Source organism: Variovorax sp. 01N429 (assembly GCF_056399425.1).
Genome location: NZ_JBFTRG010000001.1, coordinates 555,656 through 573,627, shown reverse-complemented (window position 1 = coordinate 573,627; position 17,972 = coordinate 555,656). Strand labels below are relative to the sequence as shown.

General features: G+C 66.0%; 15 protein-coding genes. 10 read left to right on the top strand and 5 right to left on the bottom strand.

Going from position 1 to position 17,972, the window contains the following annotated elements:
• The first annotated feature begins 6 nt into the window (after nucleotides 1-6).
• Nucleotides 7-1,251, top strand: coding sequence for a metal-dependent hydrolase family protein (locus AC1DSF_RS02750; protein ID WP_478182293.1), 1,245 nt, complete (start codon nucleotides 7-9; stop codon nucleotides 1,249-1,251).
• Between the two features lie 21 nt (nucleotides 1,252-1,272).
• Here AC1DSF_RS02750 and AC1DSF_RS02745 read toward each other — a convergent pair whose 3' ends face one another.
• Nucleotides 1,273-1,752, bottom strand: coding sequence for an Lrp/AsnC ligand binding domain-containing protein (locus tag AC1DSF_RS02745; RefSeq protein WP_478125289.1), 480 nt, complete (start codon nucleotides 1,750-1,752; stop codon nucleotides 1,273-1,275).
• A 91-nt stretch (nucleotides 1,753-1,843) separates the two neighbouring features.
• Here AC1DSF_RS02745 and AC1DSF_RS02740 point away from each other — a divergent pair, with 91 nt between their 5' ends.
• The 4 genes from AC1DSF_RS02740 (at nucleotide 1,844) to AC1DSF_RS02725 (ending at nucleotide 7,577) form a co-directional block, all read left to right on the top strand.
• On the top strand, nucleotides 1,844-4,822 hold the full coding sequence (locus AC1DSF_RS02740) for an L-glutamate gamma-semialdehyde dehydrogenase (RefSeq protein WP_478182292.1): 2,979 nt from the start codon (nucleotides 1,844-1,846) through the stop codon (nucleotides 4,820-4,822).
• A gap of 85 nt (nucleotides 4,823-4,907) precedes the next feature.
• A complete protein-coding gene (locus AC1DSF_RS02735; RefSeq protein ID WP_478125172.1) occupies nucleotides 4,908-6,179 on the top strand; it encodes a Glu/Leu/Phe/Val family dehydrogenase in 1,272 nt (423 codons plus the stop codon).
• Nucleotides 6,176-6,802: a nucleoside/nucleotide kinase family protein gene (locus tag AC1DSF_RS02730; RefSeq protein WP_478125171.1), complete on the top strand. Its 627-nt coding sequence runs from the start codon at nucleotides 6,176-6,178 to the stop codon at nucleotides 6,800-6,802. Before AC1DSF_RS02735 ends, AC1DSF_RS02730 begins: the two co-directional genes overlap by 4 nt.
• 181 nt (nucleotides 6,803-6,983) lie before the next feature.
• Entirely contained in the window at nucleotides 6,984-7,577 is a 594-nt protein-coding gene (locus AC1DSF_RS02725; protein WP_478125170.1) for a DUF2242 domain-containing protein, read from the top strand.
• A gap of 15 nt (nucleotides 7,578-7,592) precedes the next feature.
• Here the strand turns inward: AC1DSF_RS02725 and rocF are convergent, their stop codons facing one another.
• From rocF to AC1DSF_RS02705, 4 genes are all read right to left on the bottom strand, one after another.
• The gene (gene rocF / locus AC1DSF_RS02720; protein ID WP_478125169.1) at nucleotides 7,593-8,504 is read right to left on the bottom strand and encodes an arginase; all 912 of its coding nucleotides are present in this window, start codon (nucleotides 8,502-8,504) and stop codon (nucleotides 7,593-7,595) included.
• Between the two features lie 73 nt (nucleotides 8,505-8,577).
• Nucleotides 8,578-9,780 carry an acyl-CoA dehydrogenase family protein gene (locus tag AC1DSF_RS02715; protein ID WP_478144241.1) on the bottom strand — a complete coding sequence of 401 codons (1,203 nt, stop codon included), beginning with the start codon at nucleotides 9,778-9,780 and terminating at the stop codon, nucleotides 8,578-8,580.
• Between the two features lie 49 nt (nucleotides 9,781-9,829).
• A complete protein-coding gene (locus tag AC1DSF_RS02710) occupies nucleotides 9,830-11,395 on the bottom strand; it encodes a class I adenylate-forming enzyme family protein (protein ID WP_478144240.1) in 1,566 nt (521 codons plus the stop codon).
• Complete coding sequence (locus AC1DSF_RS02705; RefSeq protein WP_478182291.1) at nucleotides 11,388-12,191, bottom strand: enoyl-CoA hydratase/isomerase family protein; 804 nt, start codon at nucleotides 12,189-12,191, stop codon at nucleotides 11,388-11,390. Before AC1DSF_RS02705 ends, AC1DSF_RS02710 begins: the two co-directional genes overlap by 8 nt.
• Nucleotides 12,192-12,552: 361 nt before the next feature.
• Here AC1DSF_RS02705 and AC1DSF_RS02700 point away from each other — a divergent pair, with 361 nt between their 5' ends.
• From AC1DSF_RS02700 to AC1DSF_RS02680, 5 genes are read left to right on the top strand one after another with little or no spacing between them, the layout of a single operon-like run.
• Nucleotides 12,553-13,344 carry an ABC transporter ATP-binding protein gene (locus tag AC1DSF_RS02700; RefSeq protein ID WP_478182290.1) on the top strand — a complete coding sequence of 264 codons (792 nt, stop codon included), beginning with the start codon at nucleotides 12,553-12,555 and terminating at the stop codon, nucleotides 13,342-13,344.
• A complete protein-coding gene (locus AC1DSF_RS02695; protein ID WP_478182289.1) occupies nucleotides 13,341-14,126 on the top strand; it encodes an ABC transporter ATP-binding protein in 786 nt (261 codons plus the stop codon). Before AC1DSF_RS02700 ends, AC1DSF_RS02695 begins: the two co-directional genes overlap by 4 nt.
• Entirely contained in the window at nucleotides 14,123-16,024 is a 1,902-nt protein-coding gene (locus AC1DSF_RS02690) for an AMP-dependent synthetase/ligase (RefSeq protein ID WP_478125163.1), read from the top strand. The genes AC1DSF_RS02695 and AC1DSF_RS02690 overlap by 4 nt, the downstream gene beginning before the upstream one ends.
• Nucleotides 16,024-16,896 carry a branched-chain amino acid ABC transporter permease gene (locus tag AC1DSF_RS02685; RefSeq protein WP_478182288.1) on the top strand — a complete coding sequence of 291 codons (873 nt, stop codon included), beginning with the start codon at nucleotides 16,024-16,026 and terminating at the stop codon, nucleotides 16,894-16,896. Before AC1DSF_RS02690 ends, AC1DSF_RS02685 begins: the two co-directional genes overlap by 1 nt.
• Nucleotides 16,896-17,942, top strand: a complete 1,047-nt coding sequence (locus AC1DSF_RS02680; RefSeq protein WP_478125161.1) for a branched-chain amino acid ABC transporter permease — start codon at nucleotides 16,896-16,898, stop codon at nucleotides 17,940-17,942. Before AC1DSF_RS02685 ends, AC1DSF_RS02680 begins: the two co-directional genes overlap by 1 nt.
• Nucleotides 17,943-17,972: the final 30 nt, after the last annotated feature.

Below are 17,972 nucleotides of genomic sequence, written 5' to 3'. Positions count from 1 at the left end.
GTGTCTATGACGACTGCCGTACTTTTCAAGAATGCCAACCTGCTCGATCCTTTGCTGGGCGAGTTGCAGGAAGGTCGCGACATCCTGGTCGAAGCCGGCGTGCTGAAGGAGATTTCGGATCGGCCGATTCGCGCGAACGCTGCGGCGCGTGTCATCGATGTCAAGGGCAAGACCGTGATGCCTGGTCTGATCGATTTGCACGTGCACGTGATTGCGATCGAACTCAACCTCGCGCAGCAAGTGCGCATGCCTAACGTGCTGGTGACCTTGCGCAGCGTGCCCATGTTGCGCGGAATGCTGCGCCGTGGCTTCACCACCGTCCGTGATGCGGGCGGCGCCGGCTTCGCGTTCAAGCAGGCGGTGGAAGCAGGCCTCGTGCAAGGGCCGCGCCTGTTCGTCTCGGGGCGGGCCCTGAGCCAGACCGGCGGCCATGGCGATATGCGCACGCGGTCCGACTACCTGAGCAACGATCCTCCGTGCTCGTGCGTGCGCGTCGGCGCGCTCGCGCGCGTGGTCGATGGAGTCGATGCGGTGCGCAAGGCCGCGCGGGAAGAACTCCAGATGGGCGCCGACCAGATCAAGATCATGGCGTCGGGCGGCGTCGCGTCGCCGACCGATCCGGTGGGCGCCTTCGGCTACTGCGAAGACGAAATCCGCGCCGTCGTCGGCGAAGCCCGGGCGCGCAGCACCTATGTGCTCGCGCATGCCTATACGGCCGAGGCGATTGCGCGCGCGGTGCGTTGCGGCGTGCGGACCATCGAGCACGGCAACCTGGTCGATGCGCCCACCGCGTCTTTGATGGCCGAGGCTGGTGCCTATGCGGTGCCCACTCTGGTGACGTATGACGCGCTGGCGAGCGAGGGCGCCACCTATGGCCTGCCGCCCGAAAGCGTCGCAAAGGTGGCTGATGTGCGAGAGGCTGGCCTGCGCTCGCTGGAAATCTTCAAGGCGGCTGGAGTGAAGATGGGCTTCGGCTCCGACTTGCTGGGTGAATCGCAGCGCCTGCAGAGCAATGAATTCCGCCTGCGGGCGGAAGTACTGTCTGCCGCCGAAGCCGTGGCGAGTGCGACGACCATCGGCGCGGAAGTGCTCGGGATGAGCGACCGCCTGGGCCGGCTCGTGCCGGGTGCCTTGGCCGATCTTCTGGTGGTCGACGGCAATCCGCTGAAAGACGTCAACTGCCTCCTTGGCCAAGGTGAACACATTCCCTTGGTCATGAAAGAAGGCGTGATTCAGTTCGACGAACTGTGAATCGGCTTGCTCCTCGGCGCTTCAACCGCCCATCGGCAACCGCGCACTGCTCTTCACTTCTTCCATCACCGCGTAGGTCCTCGTTTCGCGCACCCCCGGCAGTTGCCAGAGCACCGTTCCGGCGAATGCCCGATAGGCCGCCATGTCGGCCATGCGTGTCTTCAGCAGATAGTCGAAGCCGCCGGCCACCATGTGGCACTCCATGATTTCGTCGTGCACCTGCACTGCGGCCTTGAACTCGTCGAAGACGTTGGGCGTGGTGCGGTCGAGCAGTACCTCGACGAACACGGTGAATCCACGCCCGAGCTTGTGGGGATCGAGGCGGGCTTCGTACCCGAGGATGAAACCGTCGCGGGTGAGGCGCTGCACGCGCGCGAGGACTGCGGTCGGGGAGAGCGAAACGATCTCCGCAAGCTTGAGGTTGGAGATTCGACCATCTTCCTGAAGAACCTTCAGGATTTTCATGTCGATGCGATCCAGATCGTCGGGAGGGTTGTACATGGGTAGCGAATTATCCGGTAATGGGGCGATTTTTGGTGAATAACTTGTCGTGGAAAGGCGGAGCATTCGCTTCATCTCCTGGAGTGACACCATGCGCCTGCCCACCCCTTATCGACCTGAAGCCGAAGTCGTCTCCCATCGCCTCGCCTCGCTGAAGGGCGCTCTCGACTGGACGTCAGTCACAGCCGCCGCAGTGCCTTGGGTGCGGGCGGTTCGCGATCGTCCACCGCCGTTCTGGGCGATGGAAAGCCTGCTGCGCGAATACCCGATCTCCAGCGCCGAGGGTCTGGCGCTGATGCGCCTGGCGGAAGCGCTGCTTCGCGTGCCCGACGCTGAAACAGCCATTGCGCTCACGGCCGATCAGCTCGGCCGGGCGAATTTCGATGGTGCCGCCGACTCCACGCTGTCGCGCCTGTCGTCGTCGGCCATTGCCTTGTCGAAGAAGTTTCTTCCGCACCTTTCGGCAGAGCCGGGGCAGGCCGAACCCGGGCCCGGGCTGATGGCCCGGCTGGGCGCCCGCACCGTGGTGGCCGCTGCCTTGAGGGCCGTGCAACTGCTCGGCCGCCAGTTCGTGCTCGGCCAGACCATCGACGACGCCATGGGCGAAGCCCGCTCGGCACACCGAAAGCATGCCGCGCTTCGATTCAGCTACGACATGCTCGGCGAAGGCGCGCGCACAGACGCCGATGCGCTGCACTACCTGGACAGCTACGCCAACGCGATCCAGTCGATTGCCGCCGGTGCCGACAGGGCCGGCAAGCCGGAAGACAACGACGGAATTTCGATCAAGCTCAGCGCCCTGCATCCCCGCTATGAAGACGCGCAGCGCGATCGAGTGATGAGCGAGCTGGTGCCGCGCGTATGGCGGCTGTGCGAGCTGGCGGCCGACGCCCAGCTGAATCTCACGATCGACGCCGAAGAGGTGGACCGCCTGGAGCTGTCGCTGGACGTGTTCGAGGCGCTGGCGGCGCGCGTCGCGGCCGAGCGGCCGGGGTGGCGCGGCTTCGGGCTTGCGATGCAGGCCTATCAGACGCGCGCGCTCGAACTGGTCGAGCACGTCGCCGCGATGGCGCGCAAATACAAGCTGCGCCTGATGTGCAGGCTGGTCAAAGGCGCCTACTGGGACGCCGAAATCAAGCGAACCCAGGAGCTGGGGCTGTCGCACTATCCCGTCTTCACGCACAAGCATCACACCGACGCGAGCTACCTCGCCTGCGCACGGGCGTTGCTCGCCGCGCCGGACGCCGTCTACCCGCAATTCGCCACCCACAACGCCGGAACGATCGCGGCCATCCTCCAGATGGCAGGCGATGCACCCTTCGAATTGCAACGGCTGCACGGCATGGGCGAGGGCGTTTATCGCGAAGTGATGAAGCGCAGCGGCGTGCCCGCGCGCATCTATGCGCCGGTCGGGCAGCACAAGGACCTGCTCGCCTATCTCGTGCGCCGGCTGCTGGAGAACGGGGCCAACTCATCGTTCGTGAATCAGCTGGGGGATGAGTCGGTCGGGATGGATGAACTGCTCGTGTCGCCTCTCTGGCTGGACCGCGACAGTTCACTGCCGTTGCCGCAAGCACTGTACGGTCCACCGCCTGCTCGCCCCAACAGCCGGGGCGTCGATCTCACAGTCGAGTCGATGCGCACGCCGCTGCTCGACGCATTGAGCGCGGCCATCGTGCCAACAGTGCCGGAGGCCGACCCGCGCAGAGTGGCTGACGCTGTCGCGGCCTCGGCGGCAAGCTACCGAACATGGACCTACGCCCCAGTGGCGCAGCGAGCGGCTGCGCTCCGGCACGCCTCTGATGCTCTTGAAGCGGCCTTGCCGCGCTTCTGTGCGCTGCTGGTCAAGGAAGCCTTCAAGACGTGGGGCGATGCTGTCGCTGAAGTGCGTGAGGCCGTGGACTTCCTGCGCTACTACGCGGACGAGGCGGAACGCATCATGGCGCCGATCGTGCTGCCCGGGCCCACGGGCGAGAGCAACGAATTGCGCCTCACAGGGCGAGGGCCCTGGGTGTGCATCAGCCCTTGGAATTTCCCGCTCGCGATCTTTCTGGGCCAGGTTGCCGCGGCGCTCGCGACCGGCAACACGGTGCTGGCAAAGCCTGCGGAGCAGACGCCCGCCGTCGCGTCCGAGGCGGTCAAGCTGCTGCATGCGGCGGGCGTGCCGAGGGATGCGCTGCAGTTGCTGCACGGTTCCGGTGAAACGGTCGGTGCTGCGCTCGTTGCGGCGCCTGGCGTGGCCGGCGTCGTGTTCACGGGATCGACCCAGGTGGCGAAGATCATCCATCGCACGCTTGCCGGCAAGGACGGTCCCATCGTGCCGCTGATCGCCGAAACGGGCGGCATCAACGCGATGCTGGTGGATTCCAGCGCGCTGCCCGAGCAGGTCGTCGATGCCGTGATGCAGAGCGCGTTCCGCTCGGCGGGACAGCGTTGTTCGGCCCTGCGCCTGCTGCTGATCCACGAAAGCATTGCCGACGAAGTGATCGAAATGATCCAAGGCGCGGCGAAAGAACTCGTCGCGGGCGACCCGGCTTTGCTGAAGACGGACGTTGGCCCGGTGATCGACCGCGAAGCATTCGAAGGCATCCAGCGCCACCTGCAACGGCTGAACGCCGAAGCCAAGGTGCTCGTCGGCCTCGATCGCCCGCCGGAATCGCGCGTTGCCAACCTCGTGCCGCCCCACGCCTACGAGGTGCCCTCCATCGAGAGCGTGCAAACCGAGATCTTCGGACCGGTCCTGCACGTCGTGCGCTGGTCCGGCGATCCGCAGGCGGTGATCGATCGGGTCAACGCGCTTGGCTTCGGACTCACGCTCGGCATCCAGACGCGCATCGACAGCCGCGCCCAGTCCCTTGCGGCGCGGGCGCGCGTCGGAAACATCTATGTCAACCGCAACATCATCGGCGCGGTGGTCGGCGTGCAGCCTTTCGGTGGGGAGGGCCTGAGCGGAACCGGCCCGAAGGCGGGCGGCCCGCACTACCTGCCGCGCTTCTGCGCGGAGCAGACGCTCACCATCAACACGACGGCGGCCGGCGGCAATGCGGCGCTCCTTGCCGCAAGCGCATAACCGGCAAAGTAACGCGCATAGGCATGGCGCTGCCGGTGCCGGAGGACTATCGTCGCGCCTATCCGTTCAACAACGAGGAGACGCCATGAGTTCTGTCCTGTCCTACGTCCAGCCGACCGCCAACAGCCCCTGGGGTACCTACCTTTCGCAAGTCGATCGGGTCATCCCCTACCTGGGCGAGCTGGCCCGCTGGGTCGAGACGCTGAAGCGCCCGAAGCGCGCGCTGATCGTCGACGTGCCGATCGAAATGGACGACGGCTCCATCGCCCATTTCGAGGGCTATCGCGTTCAGCACAACCTGTCGCGCGGTCCCGGAAAGGGCGGGGTGCGCTTTCATCCGGACGTCACACTCGAGGAAGTGATGGCCCTGTCGGCCTGGATGACCGTCAAGACGGCCGCCGTCAATTTGCCGTATGGCGGCGCCAAGGGTGGCATTCGCGTCGATCCCAAGAAGCTGTCGATGAAGGAGCTCGAAAAGGTCACGCGCCGCTACACCAGCGAAATCGGCATCATCATCGGCCCGCACAGCGACATTCCGGCGCCGGACGTGAATACCAACGCGCAGATCATGGCGTGGATGATGGACACCTATTCGATGAACGTCGGCGGCACGGCCACCGGCGTCGTGACCGGCAAGCCGCTGCACCTGGGCGGATCGCTCGGCCGCGTCAAGGCGACCGGTCGGGGCGTGTTCGTGACGGGGCGCGAAGCCGCGCGCCGCCTGGGGCTTGATCTGCGGGGCGCCCGGATCGCCGTGCAGGGTTTCGGCAATGTGGGTTCGGTGGCGGCGGAATTGTTCGCTGAAGCGGGCGCCAAGGTCGTCGCGGTGCAGGACCACACGGGCACCATCTTCAATGACAAGGGCCTGGACCTCGCCAAGCTCGTTCCGATGTCGCGCACCGACGGCGTGGTCGGCTTCAAGGGCGGCGATGTGATCGAGAACGACGCTTTCTGGGACGTGGCCTGCGACATCCTGATTCCGGCCGCGCTCGAAGGCCAGATCAACGCCGAGCGCGCCAAGAAGACGAAGGCGAAGCTGGTGCTCGAAGGCGCGAACGGCCCGACGGTGCCGGAAGCCGACGACATCCTCGCCGAGCGTGGCGTGCTGGTCGTGCCCGACGTCATCTGCAACGCCGGCGGCGTGACCGTGAGCTACTTCGAATGGGTGCAGGACTTCTCGTCCTTCTTCTGGGACGAGGACGAGATCAACGTGCGGCTCGACCGCATCATGATGAACGCGCTCAACCAGATCTGGGACAAGGCCGATCAGCACAAGATCAGCCTGCGAACCGCCACCTACGCGGTCGCCTGCGGACGCATCCTGATGGCTCGCCAGGAGCGCGGTCTCTATCCATGATGCGGGTGCCTGCCCACGCGCTGGCGCGCATCGACGCGCTCATGGCCGGCGGGCGGCGCCGGCTTCTCGGGTTGGTCGGCGCACCGGGTTCGGGCAAGTCGACCTTGGCCGAGGCGCTGCTGCAGGCATTGCCGGGTCGGGCGCAGGTGGTGCCGATGGACGGATTCCACTTGGCGAACGTCGAGTTGCGCCGCCTTGGCCGCGCGGACCGCAAGGGCGCGCCGGACACCTTCGACAGCGCCGGCTACGTCGCGCTGCTGCAGCGGCTGAGGGAGCAGCGCGAGGATGAGATCGTCTACGCGCCCGAATTTCGCCGCGAAATCGAAGAGCCGATTGCCGGCGCCATCGCGGTGCTGGCCGAGACGCGGTTGGTCATCACCGAAGGCAACTACCTGCTGTTGGACGAGGGGCCGTGGGCCGCGGCGGCGCCTCTGCTCGACGACGTCTGGTACGTGGACGTCGACGATGCCTTGCGGCATGAACGTCTCGTGCGTCGCCACGAGCAATTCGGGCGCAGCAACGCCGAGGCGCTGGCCTGGGTGGCGCAGACCGACGAGCCCAACGCGCGCCGCATCGCGGCCACCCGCGGGAGAGCGCAGCACGTCGTTCGCCTGGACAGCTGATTCCCGCCGCCGCGCGGGAACGCCGAACCCACCGGCATGTCCAAGCAGGGCCGCGGATCAGCGGGTACCCGCTAGCATTGCGGAGTTCCGCTTTTCCCTGCTGCCAACCGTCTGCTTCAACTGCTGTCGCCCTGCTGTCATGCGTTTCCCGTTTTCCCGTGCGGCGATTGCCGTGCTGTCGATGTCACTTCTCCTGGCTGCCGGATGCGGGTCTTCACCGCGCCGGGTCTCCTATGAGCCGGAAGAATTCGATTCCACCACCACCCACACCCGCACCTACGCCGCCAGCGAGGGGCAGACTTGCGAAGCCGCCCGGCGCGCGCTGCTGAGCCAGGGCTACATGATCACCGCCGCAAACCAGGAGCTGGTGACCGGCCGCAAGAGCTTCCAGCCGGATGCCGAGGTGCATGTCGAAGTGGAATTCCGGGTGGTCTGCGCGCGCGAAGCCAGTGGTCGCTCACGCAGCACCATCGCCTTTGCGAGCGCCTTGCAGGATCGCTACGGCGTGAAGAAGGTCAACAATTCGGCCAGTGTCGGCGTCGGCGCGATCGGCTCGCTGTCGCTGCCTTTCTCGTCCAGCGACGACGCCATGGTCAAGGTGGCGAGCCAGACGCTGACGGACGATCGGTTCTACGACCGCTTCTTCTCGCTGATCGACCGCTTCCTGCCCGAGACGACCGAAGAGCCGCCCGCGGAGGCGCATCCCGTCGTCCCCGCCAAGCCGTTGATCGAGACCCCGCTCCAGCCCGTTCCCGCAGCCCCCACGCAGGGCTGACGTGACGACCTGACCTCAGCGGACCAGCGTCGACTTGCCGAACAGGCTTTCGATCAGTTCCACCGCCACTTCCGCCGTGCGATTGCGCACATCCAGCGCGGGGTTGAGCTCGACCACATCGAGCGAGCCCAGCCGGCCGGTGTCGGCAATCATCTCCATGCACAGTTGCATCTCGCGCCACGTCGGGCCGCCGCGCACGCCGGTGCCCACTCCCGGCGCGTAGTCGGGATCAAGGCAGTCGAGGTCGAAGCTCACGTGCAGATGCGTGTCTTCGCCGACGTCCTGCAGCGCCTCGGTCATCGTGGTGCGCATGCCGTGCTCGTCGATGTGGCGCATGTCGAACACGCTCAGGCCAAGGGTGCGGATGGCGGCTTTCTCGTCGGCATCGACGCTGCGAATGCCGATGAAGCGGATCGCGTCGTGTTCGAGCGCCGCCCGATCACCGCTCCAGCCTGTCAGCGCCGCCGGCCCGTGGCCGAGCAGGCATGAAACCGGCATCCCGTGCAGGTTGCCGCTCGGGCTGGTGGTTTCGGTGTTGACGTCCGAATGGGCGTCGAGCCACAGCACGCGCAGCTTCTTGCCGCGCTGGCGCGCGTGCCAGGCCACGGCGCTGATGGAGCCGATGGCGATGCTGTGGTCGCCCCCCAGAAGGATCGGCAGGCGATTCGCATGAAACGCCTGATCCACCGCCCCGTAGACCGCCCGGTTCCATGCGATCACCTCATCAAGGTGATGCAAACCTTCAGCCGGCGCAACCCACGGCGTCGAAGGGCCGGCCAAGTTTCCGCCGTCCACGACCTTGAAGCCCAGGCGCTCGAGCATCACCGCGATTCCCGCGACCCGCAGCGCATCGGGTCCCATGCCCGCGCCCCGGGTGCTTGCGCCAATGTCGGTTGGCGCGCCGATCAGTTGAAGGGTCGCGGTCATGCTGGAGGTTCCTTGAAGTGCCGGTGTGTTCCAACCCCTGACGGTACTCCAGCTGCAGCCGCGTTGCGTCCGATCAACGACGCAGCAACTCGTCGCTGATGATGACCTTGCGAACTTCGGTCGTGCCGGCGCCGATCTCCAGCAGCTTGATGGCGCGGTAGAGCCGGTTGATTTCGGACTCCCAGATGTACCCGGTGCCGCCGTGGATCTGCACCGCCTCGTTCAACACCTTGTTCATGGTCTCCGCCGCATACATGACCGATGCGGCCGTGATCATGTGGATGTCGCCGCGTCCGCCCCCCCCGATCTCCAGGTCGTTCGCTGCGCGCAGGGCCTGGTAGGTAAAGACGCGCATCGACTCGATCCACACGTACATGTCCGCCAGCTTGGCGCGGATCATCTGGAAGTTGGCGATCGGCTGGCCGAACTGCTGGCGGGTGCGCGCATAGTCGAGCGCCAGTTGCAAGGCCCGCTCGCAGATCCCCAGGCAGATCGGCGAGATCATGGCGCGCTCGAGATCCAGGCCGCTCATCACGACCTGCACCCCGCGGTCTTCTTCGCCGATGCGGTTGCGTGCCGGCACCCTGCAGTTCTCGAACACGAGTTCCGCCGTCTGGCTGCCGCGGAATCCCATCTTGGTGAGCTTCTGGGCGACCTTGAAGCCGGGCATCTCCTTCTCGACGACGAAGGCCGAGATGCCCTTGGCGCCCTTGTCCCGGTTGGTCTTGGCATACACCAGCATCACGTCCGCCACCGCGCCGTTGGTGATGTAGATCTTGCTGCCGTTGAGCAGGTAGTCGTCACCGTCGCGCGTGGCCGTCGTGCGCATCGAGCCCAGTGCGTCGGAACCCGCGCCGGGCTCGGTCAGCCCCAGCGCGCCGATCGTCCTGCCGCTGCAAAGGCCCGGCAGCCACATCTTGCGCTGAGTCTCGTCGGCGTTGCGGTAGATGTTGTAGAGGCAGAGGTTCTCGTGAGCGACCCAGCTCAATGCCAACGCGTGGTTCCAACGCGAGAACGCCTGGACGACGAGCCCGCTCGCGAACAGGTCGAGCCCTGTGCCGCCGTAGGCTTCCGGCACCGGGATGCCGAAGTAGCCGGTCGCGCCGATTTGTGCGAACGCTTCAGGTGGCCACCATTCCTCGTCATCCATGCGTTGGGAGAGCGGATACAGCTCGTTGCGCGCGAAGCGGTCGGCCTGGTCGAGGATGGCCTGTTCGTCGTCTGAAAGGCCGGAGAAGCGCTGTGCCGCGCTCATGGTCGAAGCGATGGTGTTCATGAAGATGCGATACCGGGGTGAAAGATGGGAAGAGAGATGTGCGCCGGGATCAATCCACGCGCTGGCTGTCGTCGAGAGGAAAGCGCGCGAGCTCGTGTCGCTGCAGCTTGCCGGTGGTGCTGCGCGGCAGTTCCTCCGAACGCACGAACTGCAGATACCGTGGCCGCTTGTAGCCCGCAAGCCGCTCGCGGCACCAGGCAACGATCTCTTCGCGCGTGGCGGTCTTGCCCGCCTGTAGCACCAGCACGGCCTTGATGGTCTCGCCCCAATGCGCGTCGGGCACCCCGAACACGCAGGCTTCCTGGATGGCCGGATGCCGGCCGATCACCGCCTCGACCTCGGCGGGGTAGACGTTCTCCCCGCCCGTCTTGATGAGGTACTTCTTGCGGTCGACGAAGCTGAGCGTGCCGTCGTCCTCGCGACGCAGCAGATCGCCAGTGTGGAGCCACCCGCCCCTGAAGACTTCGGCATTGGCGGCATCGTCGTCGAGGTAGCCGGACATCACCGTCGGGCCGCGGACCACGCATTCGCCAGGTTGCCCGATGGGCATGTCGTTCATGTCGTCGTCGACGATGCGCACGTCCATCAGCGGTGAAGGCAGCTTGCGCAAGGTCGGCGTCTCGCCCGGCCCCGAGCGCCGGTGCGCGAGCAGGTAGCTGGTCTCGCTCTGCCCGAAGGCATCGTAGAAATCGATGCCGCAGCTCTCGGTCAATCGCGCAACCACCTGCGGCATCATGTTCGCGTAGCCGATGGCGAAGCGCAGCGTCGACAAGTCGTGCGCGGCGCGTGCAGGGTGGTCGAGAAAATCGGTGATCACGCCCGGCAGCAGCAGCGTCCAGGTCAGGCGGTCGCGCGCGATCAGCTCGAACATCTGCACGACGTCCGCCCGTCTGAAAGTCGCGTAGGTGCCGCCGGTCCAGACCGTCGCGTAGAGCGATTCGTCGCCGCCGCAATGAAAGAGCGGAAGCCATCCGATGAAGCCGTCGTGCTCGGTGAGGCCGAACCACTGCGCGAGCCGCAGCCCGCGCGTCGCCGCCGCCTGCTGGCTGATCAGCGCGCCCTTGGGTTGGCCGGTGGTGCCACTGGTGAAGAGAATGTTGTGGATGTCGCCGCCTTGCGCGATGCGCGGTGGTTCGGCTGGATGGCTCGCGCGCAGCAGGGCCTCGTAGTCGTCGAATCCTTCCGCCGGGCCGAATGAGATCCAGTGCCTGATCTCCGGTGCGTCGGCGCGAAGCTTGACGGCGAGCGGCGCGAGCGTGTCCGACACCAGCATTCCGACAGGGCCGCATTTGCGCAGGCAAGCCGCGAGCTCGGCCGGATGCAGACGCACGTTCAGCGTCGCGACGGTGATACCCAGCGCGGCCATGGCTGCATAGCACTCGATGTACTCGGGCCGGGTCTCGGAGAGCACCGCGACGCTGTCGCCGCGGCGATAGCCGAGCGAATGCAGCGCGTTGGCCAGCCGCCAGGCGCGATCACCCAGTTCGGCGTAACTGCGCCGGCCGTCGGCCCAACTCACCGCGGTGCGGTCCGCATGGAGCGAGAACGCGCGGCGAAACATCGCATCGACCGTGATGCTGCCGGCCTGCTCAGCTTGCGTGCGCCAATCACTCATGGCGCACCCCCTTGGATGGCCGCGCATCGCCGCGGGATGCGAATGCGGCGACCCGATTTGCGAAGTCCTCGGTCGCCGCGCAGCGGATGAAGGCTGCCTTCTCGCGGTCCAGATGAGCCTGCAGGGCATCCCGGGTCTGCACCGCAGTCAGCTGCTTGAGCTCGGCGATCGATTGCCGGGGCATCGCGGCAAGCTTGCGCGCCCACTTGTGCGCTTCTTCGTCGGCACTCTCCGCATCGACGACGTGATTGATGAACCCGAGCGCATGTGCCTCCTCGACCGTGAGGGTGCTGCGCAGCGTGAGCAGCTCGAAGGCACGCGACGCACCGACGCGCTGCGTGAGCCTGAAGCTCAGGCCGCCATCGGCCGATCCCCCGAGCTGCGCATACGCCGTCACGAAGCGCGTGTTGCGCGTCGCAAGCACCAGGTCGCAGGCCAGGGCCAGCGAAATGCCACCGCCCGCAATCGCGCCCTGCACGCTCGCAATGACGGGGAGCTCGGTGCGGTTGAGCGTCATCACGCTGGCGTGAAAGCTGTCGATCATCCGGTTGATGAAGGCCGGCAGGTCACCGCGATGGGCGTGCATCGCCGCCACGTCGCCGCCGCCGCAGAACGAGCGGCCTTCGCCGCGGATCACGATGGCGCGGGCGTCCGGCGCCGCAATCGCGCGGTCGATGGCATGGCGCAGCGATTCGATGGCGGCGTAGTCGAGCGCATTGAGCGCAAGCGGACGCTGCAGCGTGATCGTGGCGACTTCGCGGTCGACGTCGACGCGCACGGCTTGGTCGTTGTTCATAGGTCTCCGGAACGTCGCTCGTGCAGTTCACCTGCGTTGTTGACCATCACTCAATAATCTGGCTGCGACGCGATACAGATCAGACACGCGATCGCCTGGATTGGGAAGTGTCGATGCGTCGGGTTTTACCCTTAGACGCTATAAACGAGAGTGGAGATCAGATGGGTCGATCTCCGAATGGCAGCATCGGATTTCATTGAAGAACGTCCATTCAAAGAAATTGAGTAGGGGTCAGAAAAACTGTTGACACCCCCAATTCGCCAACGCAATATCCGCCTCGATCAATCCCATCAAGCCGGCACCGGCGCGGAGACAAAGCCTTGATCCTCGAACCCGCATCGCCCTCCGAGGGCCAGCGCCCATGCTGAGCATCGCCAATCTGCAGGTGTTCTACGACCACGCGGTCGAGGCGGTGAGGGACGTTTCGCTCGAAGTGGGCAAGGGCCGCATCGTCGCGCTGCTCGGCAGCAACGGCGCGGGCAAGTCGACGGTGCTCAAGTCGATCTGCGGTGTGCTCTATCCGGAAGACGGCGAGATCACGGGCGGTTCGATCCGCTATGACGACGCGGCCATCGACCATTGCCCACCCCACGAGATCGTGCGCCGGGGCCTGGTGCAGGTGCCCGAGGGGCGGCGCCTCTTCGACACGCTCACGGTCGAGGAGAACCTGCGCATGGGTGGCTATCTTCGTCCTGCCGGCGCTGCTGCCGAGGCACTGGCGAGCATCTATGCACTGTTTCCGGCGATCGAGGCGCACAAGCATCGCGTGGCCGGCTACCTGTCGGGCGGCCAGCAGCAGATGGTCGCGATCGGACGCGCGCTCATGGGCGAGCCGCGCCTTCTGCTGCTCGATGAGCCGTCGCTCGGGCTGGCACCGCAGATCATCGAAGAGATCTTCGACATCATCCGGCGCCTGCGCGACGAGCGCGGCCTCACGGTGCTGTTGGTCGAGCAGAACGCGAGGCTTGCCCTGTCGATGGCCGACTACGGCTACATCATGGAGCGCGGCCGTGTCGTGCTCGACGACACGCCGGCGCGGCTGCTGGCCAACGACGACGTGAAGGAGTTCTATCTTGGCGTGCAGGCCGGTGGCGAGCGCCGCAGCATGCGCGAGATCAAGCACTACAAGCGGCGCAAGAGGTGGCTCTCATGAGCGCACCGGTATTGCTGGAACTCGAGGGCATCGGCAAGCGCTTCGGCGGCCTGGAGGCTCTGGCGGGTATCGACCTGCGGGTGCAGCAGGGGCACATCTTCAGCGTGATCGGGCCCAACGGCGCCGGCAAGACGACGTTGTTCAACCTGATCTCCTGCCTGCTGCCGCCGAGTTCGGGGCGCATCGTGTTCGACGGCCAGGACATCGCGGGTTCTGCCGCGCACAGCCTGCCGAAGCGCGGTATTGCGCGCACCTTCCAGAACCTGGCGGTGTTCAAGCACGAGAGCGTCATCGACAACATCCTCACGGGGCTGCATGCGCGACTGTCGACCGGGGTCTTCGGCGCCGCCATGTTCTGCGGCGCGGCGCGGCGTGCGGAGATCGCCGCGCGCGAGACAGCCGAGGAGATCGTGGAGTTCCTCGAGATCGAGACCGTGCGCGACCTGCCTGTCGGAACGCTGTCCTATGGCCTGCAGAAGCGGGTCGAACTGGGCCGCGCGCTCGCCATGCAGCCGCGCCTGCTGCTGCTGGACGAGATGGTTTCGGGCATGAACCAGGAAGAGACCGAGGACATCGCCCGCTTCATCCTCGACATCCGCGAGGAACGCAACATCACGGTGATGATGATCGAGCACGAGATGGGTATCGTGATGGACATCTCCGATCACGTCTGCGTGTTGAACTTCGGCCGCAAGATCGCCGATGGGACGCCGGCCGAGGTCGCGGCCGATCCCGCGGTCGTGGCGGCGTATCTCGGCGTGGGCATGGAGGCACTGGCATGACGCGCGACCATCGTCTGCTCGCGGACTCCACGCTGCCGCCGGGCGTGGCCGAGGGCCGCGCGACCATGCCGGGCCTTCTGCGCCACCGCGCGCGCCACACGCCGGATCGCGTCGCCCTGCGCGAGAAGGTCCGCGGTATCTGGAAAGGCACCACCTGGGCCGACTACTTCGAGCAGGTGCGCGCCTTCGCGCTGTTCCTGCAGGACGCGGGCTTCGGGCGGGGCGACAAGCTGGTGATCGCGTCGGACGGCACGCCCGAGTGGTTCATTGCGGATCTCGCGGCGCAGTCGCTCGGCGGCGTGACCGTCGGGATCTATCCGACCAACCCCTGGCCGGAGCTGCAATACATCGTCAGGCATTGCGGCGCCAAGGTCGCGGTGTGCGGCGACCAGGAGCAAACCGACAAGGTGCTCGAAGCCATGCGCCAGCCGGGTGGCCTGCCTGCGCTCCAGCGGGTGCTCACGGTCGACTGGAAGGGCATGCGCCACTACGACCAGCCGATGCTCATGCCGTTCGCGAAGGCCCTCGAACAGGGCCGCTCGCTGGCGCAGCAGACCGGCCGCAGCGACGCGTGGGAATCGATCGTCGACGGCCTGAGCGCCGACCAGGATGCGCTCATCGTCTACACCTCGGGTACGACCGGCATGCCCAAGGGCGCGCGCATCTCGCATGCGGGCATCCTGTTCGATGCCGCCGTGCTGGGGCAGGTCCAGGGCTTTGCCGGCAAGCCGCTCACGGTGGTGTGCTACTTGCCCCTGTGCCATGTGGCGGAGCGGCTGATGTCGCCTGTGATGCAGCTCGTGTACGGCTCGGTGGTCAACTTCGCCGAATCGATCGATGCGGTTGCGCACAACCTGCACGAGATCGGGCCGAGCTTCTTCTTCGGCGTGCCGCGCATCTGGGAAAAGCTGCAGTACGAGATCCTCATCAAGTCGCGCGATTCGCGGCCCATCGCGCGCCGCGCCTTCGAGCGTGCGATGGCCATCGCAACGCCGATCGCCGAGCGCACCATCGCCAACGGCGGCCGCCCGGCGAGCCGGCGCGATGCCTTCGTCGCCTGGCTGCTTCGCGTCGCGGTGTTCAGCAACCTGCTCGCGAGCATTGGGCTCGACCGCACGTGGGTCGCGATGACGGGCGGCGCGTCGATCTCGCCGTCGGTGATCCTGTTCTTCCGCGCGCTCGGCGTGCCGATCTACCAGATCTACGGCATGACCGAGACGAGCGGCGCGACCCACGCGCAGTCCGCCGCCATGTCGCGGCTGGGATGGTGTGGCCCGCTGCTGCCGGGCATCGTGGAGCAGCGCGTCGCGCCTGATGGCGAGCTTCAGGTGCGCGGCCCGGTGGTGTTCAAGGGCTATCTGCATGACGATGAAGCGACGCGCGCCGCCTTCGATGACGGCTGGCTGCGCACCGGCGACATCGTCGAGCTGGACGAGGCCACCGGCCAAGTGCAGATCGTAGATCGCAAGAAAGCCATCCTGATCACCAGCGGCGGCAAGAACATCACGCCTTCGCTGATCGAGAACGCGTTGAAGGAAAGCCTCTACATCAGCGAAGCCGTGCTGCTGGGCGATGGCCGGCATTTCGTCTCGGCGCTGATCCAGATCGACCTCGACACCGTGGGCAAGTGGGCGCAGGAGCACGGCATTGCCTACACCACCTACGAGACCCTCGCGCAGCTCGACGCCGTGCGTGAACTGATCGGCATCGAGGTCAAACGGGTAAACGAGCGTTTCTCGCGCGTCGAGAGCATTCGCAAGTTCGTCCTCATCCGCAAGCAGCTCGACCACGACGACGGCGAACTCACGGCGACCATGAAGGTGCGCCGGAGAGTCATCGAGCAGAAGTTCGCGGCCGAGGTCGCGTACATCTACGGACCGGTGGAGGAGGCCGCCTGATGAACTACTTCCTGAACCTGGTCACCTCGGGTCTCGTGATCGGCGCCCTGTACGGGCTGGTCGCGATGGGCTTCGCCATCGTCTACCGCGCCACCGGCATGGTCAACTTCGCCCAAGGCGAGGTGATGATGCTCATCGCCTATATCAGCTTCAGCATCGCGACCATCCCGGGCATCGGCTTTGGTCCGCTGCTGGTTGCCGTGCTGGCGGTGTCGGTGCTGCTGGGGCTCGCGATCGAACGGGTGTTCATCCGGCCGATGCTCGGCGAGCCGATGTTCTCGCGCGTGATGGTCACCATCGGCCTGGCGGTGGTGATTCGCTCGGTGGTGATCCTTGTCTGGGGCGTGGAGCCGACCGCGTTCCCGCGCCCCTTCGGCAGTGCGGTGATCCGCTTCGCGGGGCTGGCGCTCTATCCGGGGCAGATTTTCGCGCTGGTGTCGCTGGCCGTGCTGTGCGTGCTGATGTGGCTCTTCTTCTCGCGCTCGCGCATCGGTATCGCGATGCGCGCGACTTCGAACAACGAGACGACCGCATTGCTGATGGGCATCAACGTCAAGCGCATCAGCGGCATCGCATGGGCGCTGTCGGCGGTGTTCGCGGCCTTCGCAGGGCTGGCCTTCTGCCTCATGTTCAGCCTGGAGCCCGAGATCTCGCAGATGGGGCTGCGCGGCTTTCCGGCCACCATCCTCGGCGGGCTTGACTCGGTCGTCGGCGGCGCGCTCGGCGGACTGGTGATCGGCATGTTCGAGAACCTTGCCGGCGGCTACCTCGGCCGCGGGCTCAAGGAAATCGCCGGCTTCGTGCTGATCATCGTCGTGCTGATGGTCAAGCCCTACGGCCTCTTCGGCCAACGTGAGATCGAAAGAGTCTGATGCGCAGCAGAACCTATCAAGTCTCCTACGCCGGTCTGGTGTCGCTCTCGACACAGCCCGCAACCTGGTGGTGGACGTTCGCTGGGCTGGCACTGCTGGCGTTGGCGCCAGCGTGGTTCGGCTCGCACGGCCTCAACATGCTGACCAGCATCTTCGTGGTGTCGATCGGTGTGCTCGGGCTTAATCTGCTCTCGGGCGTGGCCGGGCAGATATCACTGGGCCACGCGGGCTTTCTGCTGATCGGCGCCTATGCGCAGGCCATCCTGACGACCGACTATCGCGTGCCGACGCTGCTGGCGATCCCGCTTTCGGGTGGCGTGGCCGCGCTGGCGAGCCTCATCGTCGGCGTGCCTTCGCTGCGCCTCAAGGGCCTGTACCTGGCGATCACGACGCTGGCCTTCACCTTCATCGTGCGGCATGTGGTGCTCTTTGCCGAAGACATCACGCGCGGCTCCGCGGGGATGCCGGTCGAACCACTGAGCGTGCTCGGTGTGTCCTTCAAGGGCGACCAACGCTTCTACTACGCAGCGCTGGCCATTCTGGTGCTGTTCGTGCTCATCACGCTGAACCTCATGCGGACACGCATCGGCCGGGCCTGGCTTGCCCTGCGCGACCACGACATCGCGGCCCGTGCCATGGGCATCGACCTCATGCGCTACAAGCTGCTGGCTTTCATGGTCAGCGCCTTCTACACGGGGGTGGCCGGCGCGATGGTCGCGTTGCAGACCCGCTTCGTCAATGTCGACACCTTCAGCGTGCTGATCAGCATCGAGGCGCTGGCGATGATCATCGTGGGCGGCATGGGCCGCATCCATGGCGCGATCCTCGGCGTGGCGCTGATCCTGCTGCTGCCCGAACTGCTGAACCTGGGATTCGATGCCGCGGGCGACGGCGTGCGCACGCTGATGGCCGATCGCATCTACGAGGTCAAGGGCCTGATGTACGGCGTGGTCATCCTGCTGTTCCTGCGACTGGAGCCTGAAGGGCTGGCCGGCATCTGGCGCAAGTCGAAGCGCTTCTGGGTGCAGTGGCCGCTGTCGCAATGAACGAGGTTTCGAACACTACAAGGAGACAAG

Excerpts from the sequence above, each read along its gene's own strand:
- AC1DSF_RS02750 (WP_478182293.1), top strand. The coding sequence starts at position 7 with ATGACGACTGCCGTACTTTTCAAGAATGCCAACCTGCTCGATCCTTTG.
- AC1DSF_RS02745 (WP_478125289.1), bottom strand. The coding sequence starts at position 1,752 with ATGTACAACCCTCCCGACGATCTGGATCGCATCGACATGAAAATCCTG.
- AC1DSF_RS02740 (WP_478182292.1), top strand. The coding sequence starts at position 1,844 with ATGCGCCTGCCCACCCCTTATCGACCTGAAGCCGAAGTCGTCTCCCAT.
- AC1DSF_RS02735 (WP_478125172.1), top strand. The coding sequence starts at position 4,908 with ATGAGTTCTGTCCTGTCCTACGTCCAGCCGACCGCCAACAGCCCCTGG.
- AC1DSF_RS02730 (WP_478125171.1), top strand. The coding sequence starts at position 6,176 with ATGATGCGGGTGCCTGCCCACGCGCTGGCGCGCATCGACGCGCTCATG.
- AC1DSF_RS02725 (WP_478125170.1), top strand. The coding sequence starts at position 6,984 with ATGTCACTTCTCCTGGCTGCCGGATGCGGGTCTTCACCGCGCCGGGTC.
- rocF (WP_478125169.1), bottom strand. The coding sequence starts at position 8,504 with ATGACCGCGACCCTTCAACTGATCGGCGCGCCAACCGACATTGGCGCA.
- AC1DSF_RS02715 (WP_478144241.1), bottom strand. The coding sequence starts at position 9,780 with ATGAACACCATCGCTTCGACCATGAGCGCGGCACAGCGCTTCTCCGGC.
- AC1DSF_RS02710 (WP_478144240.1), bottom strand. The coding sequence starts at position 11,395 with ATGAGTGATTGGCGCACGCAAGCTGAGCAGGCCGGCAGCATCACGGTC.
- AC1DSF_RS02705 (WP_478182291.1), bottom strand. The coding sequence starts at position 12,191 with ATGAACAACGACCAAGCCGTGCGCGTCGACGTCGACCGCGAAGTCGCC.
- AC1DSF_RS02700 (WP_478182290.1), top strand. The coding sequence starts at position 12,553 with ATGCTGAGCATCGCCAATCTGCAGGTGTTCTACGACCACGCGGTCGAG.
- AC1DSF_RS02695 (WP_478182289.1), top strand. The coding sequence starts at position 13,341 with ATGAGCGCACCGGTATTGCTGGAACTCGAGGGCATCGGCAAGCGCTTC.
- AC1DSF_RS02690 (WP_478125163.1), top strand. The coding sequence starts at position 14,123 with ATGACGCGCGACCATCGTCTGCTCGCGGACTCCACGCTGCCGCCGGGC.
- AC1DSF_RS02685 (WP_478182288.1), top strand. The coding sequence starts at position 16,024 with ATGAACTACTTCCTGAACCTGGTCACCTCGGGTCTCGTGATCGGCGCC.
- AC1DSF_RS02680 (WP_478125161.1), top strand. The coding sequence starts at position 16,896 with ATGCGCAGCAGAACCTATCAAGTCTCCTACGCCGGTCTGGTGTCGCTC.